The following is a 6,349-nucleotide window of genomic DNA, read 5'->3' on the forward strand; positions in this document are numbered from 1 at the left end:
GGCTGGACATGGGAGGCAAGCTATCACCCGGTGCGGGGCGGGTGCGACGGGTTTTCGGGCCGGTGGTCGAGCAGGGCCGCGTAGAGGGTCAGGCCGGGGCCGAACGCGATGGCCACGACCGGGCCGGGCGGCAGGTCTTGTTGCAGGAGGTCGCGGAGGACCAGGAGCACGGTGGCCGAGGAGCAGTTGCCGTGCTCGTCGAGGACCGCGCGGGAGGCGTCGAGCGCACTGGCGGTGATGCCGAGGCCGTCCTGGACGGCGTCGAGCACGCGGGGGCCGCCGGGGTGGACGGCCCAGCTTCGGACGTCGGGCACGTCGAGGCCGTGCCGGGCGAGGAGGTCCTTGACCAGCGGGCCCACGTGTTCGTGGAGTGCGTCGGGGACTTCGGGCGAGAGGCCCATGCGGAATCCGAGGTCGGTCATGCGCCAGGTCATGTGCTCGCGCCGGACGGTGTCGGTGCGGGCGGCGACGTCGACCACGCGCAGGCCCGGGCCCTCGCCCGGGAGCACGGTGAGCGCGGCGGCGGCGTCGCTGAACAATGCGTGGACGACCGCCTGGTCGATGTCGCTTGTGGACGGTTGAATGTGGAGCGATGGCAGCTCGACGCACAGGAGCACGGCGGGTCTGCCGTTCGCGGCGACGTAGTCGCTGACCGCGCCGAGCGCGGGCAGCGCCGCGTGGCAGCCCATGTGGCCGATGAGGAGTCGCCGGGCGTCGGGTCGCAGCGGGAGGGCGCCGGCCAGGTCGATGTCGGTGCCGGGGGTGCCGTAACCGGTGCAGGTGGCGACGGCGAGGAGGCCGATCTCCTCGGGTCCGGTGCCCGCGGCGGCGAGGGCGTCGCGGACGGCGCGCAGGCCCAGTTCCGGGGCGCGTTCGGCGTAGCGGCGCATGCGCTGCTCGGTGGACCAGTCGGCCACGTCGGGGAACTCGCGGGGTTCGGTGACGGAGTGGCGGCAGGTCACGCCCGCGTTGGCGAAGAGCCGCTGGGCGACCTTGCCGCCGCCGAAGTGCCTCCGGAACGTCTCGTCCCACAGTCGCTCCTGTGTGTACAGTGGCGGCAGGGCGGTGCCGAGTCCGGCGATGCGGGCGCTCACCACCGCGGCACCGCGGCGCGGTCGGGGTCGGCGCCGAGGGCGGCCGCGCCGAGCCAGTCGGCGCACACGTCCGAGGTCGCCGGTTGCAAAGCGCCGCAACGGGCGTCGCGGTAGAGGCGCTCCAGCGGGTGCCCGCGGCGGGACGCGCCGGTCCCGGCCGCTTCGAGGAGCGAGGACGCGACTTGGAACGCGGTGTCGCCCGCGGTGAGCTTCGCGCGCCAGACCCAGCGGTTGGTCTCGGTCTGGCCGGGGCTCGCGTCGATGCGGGCGGCGGCTTCGGCGACGACGAGTTCGGCTGCGGCCACGGCGTTGTCGGCGCGGCCCATGCGGGCGCGGATGGAGGCGAGGCCGTCGAGGCCGCGGGAGCGCACGTGGTCGGCGGCGGCGTCCACCGCTGCGCGGGCGACTCCGGTGTACACGGCCGCGTAGGAGGCGACCAGCCATTGCGGCATGGCTTCGGCGAGGATGAGCGCGAGCCCTTCGATGCCGCCGAGGAGCGCGTCGGGGCCCACGTCGAGATCGAAGTGGACGTCGTGGCTTCCGGTGGCGCGCATACCGAGCGAGTCCCAGGTCTCCTCGACGCGGATGCCTGCTCCGGCGGGGACAAGGAAGTGGGAGACCTGCGGGTCTTCGGATTCGGCGTCGCGGGCCGTCACGAGGTAGGCGTCGGCGTGGCCCGCGCCGGACACGAAGGCCTTGCTGCCGGTGATGCGGTAGCCCTCGCCGGAGCGCCGGTAGGCGGTGGTGGTGCGCGAGAGGCGCGAGCCGCCGCCGCGCTCGCTCATCGCGACCGCGTACAGTGCGCCGTTCGCCGCCGCCGCAAGGGCTTTGTCGCGGGCTTCGAAGGTGCTCTCGGGTGCGCCGAGCTGGCGGACGAGCGCTTCGGGGGTCTGGGCGAGCGCGCCGGTCACGGAGGCGTGCATGTTGAAGATCAACGCGGTCGATCCGGCGCCGCGTCCCAGTTCCCTTGCGACGGCGGCGTATTCGCTGAAGGTCGCGCCGGTGCCGCCGAGGCGGGCGGGGACCATGAGGCCGAGGAGTCCGGCGTCGCGGAGGTCGGCGAAGTCGGCGGCCGGGAAGCGGCCTTGGACGTCGTGCGCTCCGGCCCGTTCGGCCAGTCTGGGCACGAGTTCCCGGGCTCGGTCGAGGGCCTTTCCGGGGTCGCCTTCGCTTCCGGTCGTGGTCGGCATGAGCGCTCACTCCTCGGTCGTGGCTGGTGAGCCGATCGGCCGTGTCGCCAAGGGTGCGTGGCGGACCGGTGACTCAACCTACGGCGACCCCAGTATGGAGGAGCAGCGCGACATCGACAAGGGCCACGAGCATCACGGCCCGGAACGCGGCCCGCGACCTGGGACGGCGCCCGAGCGCGAGCCCGGCCGCGAGAACGGCGGCCGCGACGGGCACGGCGATGAGGCCGAGCGCTGCCGCGGGCCCGGGCGGGGCGAACGCGAGGAGCACGGAGGCGGCCAGGACCAGAATCGCGGCCGCGTACGGAGTCGCCTTGGGGCCCAAACGGTGCGGCAGACCCCGGACGCCGGTCGCGGCGTCGTCGGCGAAGTCGGGCAGGGTGTTCACGAAGTGCGCGCCGCTGCCGAGGCACGCGGCGGCGGCCATGAGCCACCAAGGGGGCCAAGGGCCGTCACCGCCGAGCGACACGATCGCCGGAAGCAGCCCGAACGACAGCGCGAACGGCAGCACCGATGCCACTGTGGACTTGAGCCGGAGATTGTAGGCCCAGGCTGAAAGCAGTGCGACGAAATGCACGGCGGTCGAGGCGAGCCCGGAAAGCGACGTGAGCAGCACGGCCGCGATCGCACTGACCCAGAACGCGATCCGCACCGCAGAGGGGGCGAGACTCCCGGCGGCGAGCGGCTTGTCGGTGCGCCCGGCCTGCGCGTCCCGCGAGGCGTCGAGCAGGTCGTTGAGCCAACCCACGGAGAGCTGACCGCAGAACACTGCCGCCGCGATCGCGAACGTCCCAGGCGCCGATCGACCTGCGGTGAGGGCAAGTCCGGCGGTGACGAGGGTGACCGCGAGCGCCGGAAGCGGATGCGACGCTTGGAGAAGCGCCTTGCTCGCATGCACGGTCGACTGCATGCGCCTCAGTGTGCCACGCTGGCGGGATGACTGGGGAGCGCGCGAGGCCGGGCGATCCGGCGCTGTTCGAACGCCTGGCGCACCGCTGGTGGGAGCCGCGCGGCGAGTTCGCGATGCTGCACTGGCTCGCGGTCGCCCGAGCCGAACTCATCCCCGAAGCCTCGCATCCGGGTGCGGTCCTGGTCGACCTCGGCTGCGGCGCAGGCCTGCTCGCCCCGCACATCGCCGACCGCGGGTACACCCACATCGGAGTGGACCGGTCCCCGAGCGCATTGCGGCAGGCCGCCGACCACGGCGTCCACAGTGTCCTCGCCGACGTGACTGCGGTGCCGCTGCCCGACGCTTGCGCGGACGTGGTGGTGGCCGGGGAGATCCTCGAACACGTGACGGACCCGCCCGGAGCCGTCGCCGAGGCGTGCAGGCTGCTCAAGCCGGGCGGGCTGCTCGTGATCGACACCCTGGCGGCCACCGCGCTGTGCCGCGTGCTCGCCATCCATGTGGCCGAACGGATCCCCAAATGGGCGACACGAGGCGTCCACGACCCGGAACTCCTGGTCGACCGCAAGACCCTCGTCGAAACGGCCGCGCAGCACGGAGTGCCATTGCAGCTCAAAGGGATCAGGCCGTCGATGGGCGACTTCGCGGCTTGGGCGTTCAAGAAGCGGAACTACGTGCGGATGGTGCCGGTGCGGTCCACGGCGGTGCTGTTCCAAGCCTGGGGGCGCAAGCGGGAGTGAGAGCGGGCGGCATCCGCTCGGGATGCCGCCCTGCGTTCAGGCCCGGGACTTGCGCTTCGACGACATGCTTTCGGCGACGCCGATGAGGAGCACCGCGGCGACCACGGCCACGATGAACCCGATGATGTTCAGCTCCCAGATGCTGCCGGTCCCGAGCAGGTTCGCGATCGTCCCGCCGATGACCGAGCCGACGAGCCCGAGCAGGAGCGTGGCGATCCAGCCGAGGTTCTGCTTGCCGGGTTTGATGAGCCGCGCGAGCGCCCCGATGACGAGTCCGGCGACGATGAAACCGATCATGGCGTCCTCCTGAGTCCGTTCGATACGGGATACCCCTTCGAGACCATCTCTACCATCGCCGCCGCAGGTCGTGGCTCATTCGAGCATTCGTGACCGAACCTCGGAAAGCAGGCGTATGGACGCCCGGCGGTACGATGGGCGGCGCGCAGGCACCCCGAGGAGACCGCATGAGGAAGCTCGAAGCGCAGCCGATCGTCACGATCGGGCACCTCACCGACCAGTCGGAACGCGTGTGGGGCTTCTTCTGGTGGGGCCACACCGAGCACTACCGGACCTTCGCGCATTTCCTGGAACGCCCGGCCGCTGGCAGCGACCTGATCGACCTCGAATGCCACGAATGCGGCGAGGAACTCGTGCTGCGCCTCGACAGCCTCGAACGCCAGCGCCGCACCCGCCGCCGCCTCCTGACCACAGCAGCTGTCGGCTTCACGGTCACGGCGGCGACCGTCGCGCTCGGCCTCATCACCGACGAGATCGGCAAACCGCTGCTCCTCTCCGAGGCCCCGGGCGTGATCACGCTGCTGGCGTTCCTGGCGAGCCTCCCGGTCGTCGGCATCGCGGTCTTTCACTGGTGGCGCGAGAACGGCATGCGCCTCCACTCGACGACGGGCCGCACCGACCCGAAGCACTGCCGAATCGACGGAACCGAGATCATCCGCGCCGTTCCCTAGACGGACCTCACATCGCGTCGAAACCGTTTGTCGAACGGCCGGGGCGGGGGCAAGCTGGTGTGGGCCCGGATCGGCACGGGCACCACCTGCCTCCGTTCGATTGGACCACCGTGACCCACTCCGCCCTGCGCGAGCCCGCCCCTTCGCGCCTCGACCCCGTGCTGGCGCGCTGGCGCAATGCCGTGCTCGTCGTGTTCGCGCTCTCCGGCTTCGTGTTCGCCAACTGGGCCGCTCGCATCCCGAACATCCGCGACCTGCTCGGGGCTTCGACCCGCGAGATGGGCGTGCTGATCGTGGGGATGTCGATCGGCGCGATCCTCGGGCTGCTGGCTTCGAGCCATGTGATCTCGCGGATCGGCGCGACGCAGGCGATCCGCTGGTTCCTCTCGGCCGCGGCGTTCGGACTGATCGCGGTGGGCGTCATCGCGGCCGTCGCGCCGCTGTACTGGCTGCTGTTCGCGGCGTTGATGGTGCTCGGCGCGGGCAACTCGGTGCTCGACGTCGCGATGAACCTTTCGGGCGCGGCGAACGAGCGGCGGATCGCGAAGACGCTGATGCCGCTGTTCCACGCCGCGTTCAGCCTCGGCACGATGCTCGGGGCCGGGACCGGCGCGTTGACCGAGAAGCTCGCCGTGCCGGTGGGGCTGCACCTCAGCGTGGTCGGCGCGGTAACGCTGGCAGGCGGGCTGTACGCGGCCCGGTTCCTTCAGCCGGCCGAGGAGCCGGTCGCGGAGGGCACCGTGGTCGCCGCGGGCTGGCGCACCCGGCTGGCGCCGTGGGCCGATCCGCGGGTGCTGCTCATCGGGCTGATCATCCTCGGCATGGCGTTCACCGAGGGCACGGCCAACGACTGGCTGGGGCTGGCGATGGTCGACGGCTACGGCCTGTCGAACCCGGGCGGCGCGGCGGTGTTCGCGGTGTTCGTGACCGCGATGACGGCCGGGCGCCTGTGCGGCGGGTTCCTGCTCGACCGGTTCGGTCGGGTCCCGGTGCTGGCCGGTTCGGCGGTGCTCGCGTTCGCGGGCCTGCTGATGGTGATCCTCGGCCCGACCGCTCCGGTCGCGATCACGGGGACGGTCCTGTGGGGTGTGGGCGCATCGCTCGGCTTCCCGGTCGGCATGTCGGCCGCGGCGGACGACCCGGCGAAGGCGACGGCGAACGTCGCGGCCGTGGCCACGATCGGCTACATGGCCTTCCTGGTCGGCCCGCCCCTGATCGGCGTCCTGGGCGAGGAAGTCGGATTGCGCAACGCCTTCTACGTGGTGCTCGCCCTGGTGGCGATCGCGCTCCTGTGCTCCCCCGCGGCGAAGAAGCCGAAGCACATCGAGACTCCAGCCGAGTAACGAGCCGAGCTCGGCTCGGCTCGGCTCGGCTCGGCTCGGCTCGGCTCGGCTCGGCTCGGCTCGGCTCGGCTCGGCTCGGCTCGGCTCGGCTCGGCTCGGCTCGGCTCGGC

7 protein-coding genes are annotated in these 6,349 nt (G+C 72.1%); 3 read left to right on the plus strand and 4 right to left on the minus strand.

Annotated elements, in window-relative coordinates; all coding sequences use genetic code 11:
• Positions 1 to 23 precede the first annotated feature (23 nt).
• From AB0B28_RS20805 to AB0B28_RS20815, 3 genes are all read right to left on the minus strand, one after another.
• Positions 24 to 1,094 (minus strand): type III polyketide synthase, encoded by a 1,071-nt coding sequence (locus AB0B28_RS20805; RefSeq protein ID WP_360123957.1) that lies wholly within the window; start codon positions 1,092 to 1,094, stop codon positions 24 to 26.
• Positions 1,091 to 2,284 carry an acyl-CoA dehydrogenase family protein gene (locus tag AB0B28_RS20810; RefSeq protein ID WP_360123960.1) on the minus strand — a complete coding sequence of 398 codons (1,194 nt, stop codon included), beginning with the start codon at positions 2,282 to 2,284 and terminating at the stop codon, positions 1,091 to 1,093. Before AB0B28_RS20810 ends, AB0B28_RS20805 begins: the two co-directional genes overlap by 4 nt.
• A 73-nt stretch (positions 2,285 to 2,357) precedes the next feature.
• Entirely contained in the window at positions 2,358 to 3,191 is an 834-nt protein-coding gene (locus AB0B28_RS20815) for a UbiA family prenyltransferase (protein ID WP_360123963.1), read from the minus strand.
• A gap of 26 nt (positions 3,192 to 3,217) precedes the next feature.
• On the opposite strand from AB0B28_RS20815, the gene ubiG reads away from it, so the two are divergent.
• Positions 3,218 to 3,928 carry a bifunctional 2-polyprenyl-6-hydroxyphenol methylase/3-demethylubiquinol 3-O-methyltransferase UbiG gene (gene ubiG, locus AB0B28_RS20820; protein WP_360123966.1) on the plus strand — a complete coding sequence of 237 codons (711 nt, stop codon included), beginning with the start codon at positions 3,218 to 3,220 and terminating at the stop codon, positions 3,926 to 3,928.
• Between the two features lie 36 nt (positions 3,929 to 3,964).
• Here ubiG and AB0B28_RS20825 read toward each other — a convergent pair whose 3' ends face one another.
• Entirely contained in the window at positions 3,965 to 4,225 is a 261-nt protein-coding gene (locus AB0B28_RS20825; protein WP_360123969.1) for a hypothetical protein, read from the minus strand.
• A gap of 167 nt (positions 4,226 to 4,392) precedes the next feature.
• Between AB0B28_RS20825 and AB0B28_RS20830 the strand changes: the two genes are divergently transcribed.
• Both AB0B28_RS20830 and AB0B28_RS20835 read left to right on the plus strand, forming a co-directional pair.
• On the plus strand, positions 4,393 to 4,896 hold the full coding sequence (locus AB0B28_RS20830) for a hypothetical protein (protein ID WP_360123972.1): 504 nt from the start codon (positions 4,393 to 4,395) through the stop codon (positions 4,894 to 4,896).
• A gap of 110 nt (positions 4,897 to 5,006) precedes the next feature.
• Positions 5,007 to 6,239 (plus strand): MFS transporter, encoded by a 1,233-nt coding sequence (locus AB0B28_RS20835; RefSeq protein WP_360123975.1) that lies wholly within the window; start codon positions 5,007 to 5,009, stop codon positions 6,237 to 6,239.
• The last annotated feature ends 110 nt before the right edge of the window (positions 6,240 to 6,349 follow it).

Origin of the sequence: Glycomyces sp. NPDC046736 (genome assembly GCF_040645615.1) — a bacterium.
GTDB lineage: Bacteria > Actinomycetota > Actinomycetes > Mycobacteriales > Micromonosporaceae > Glycomyces.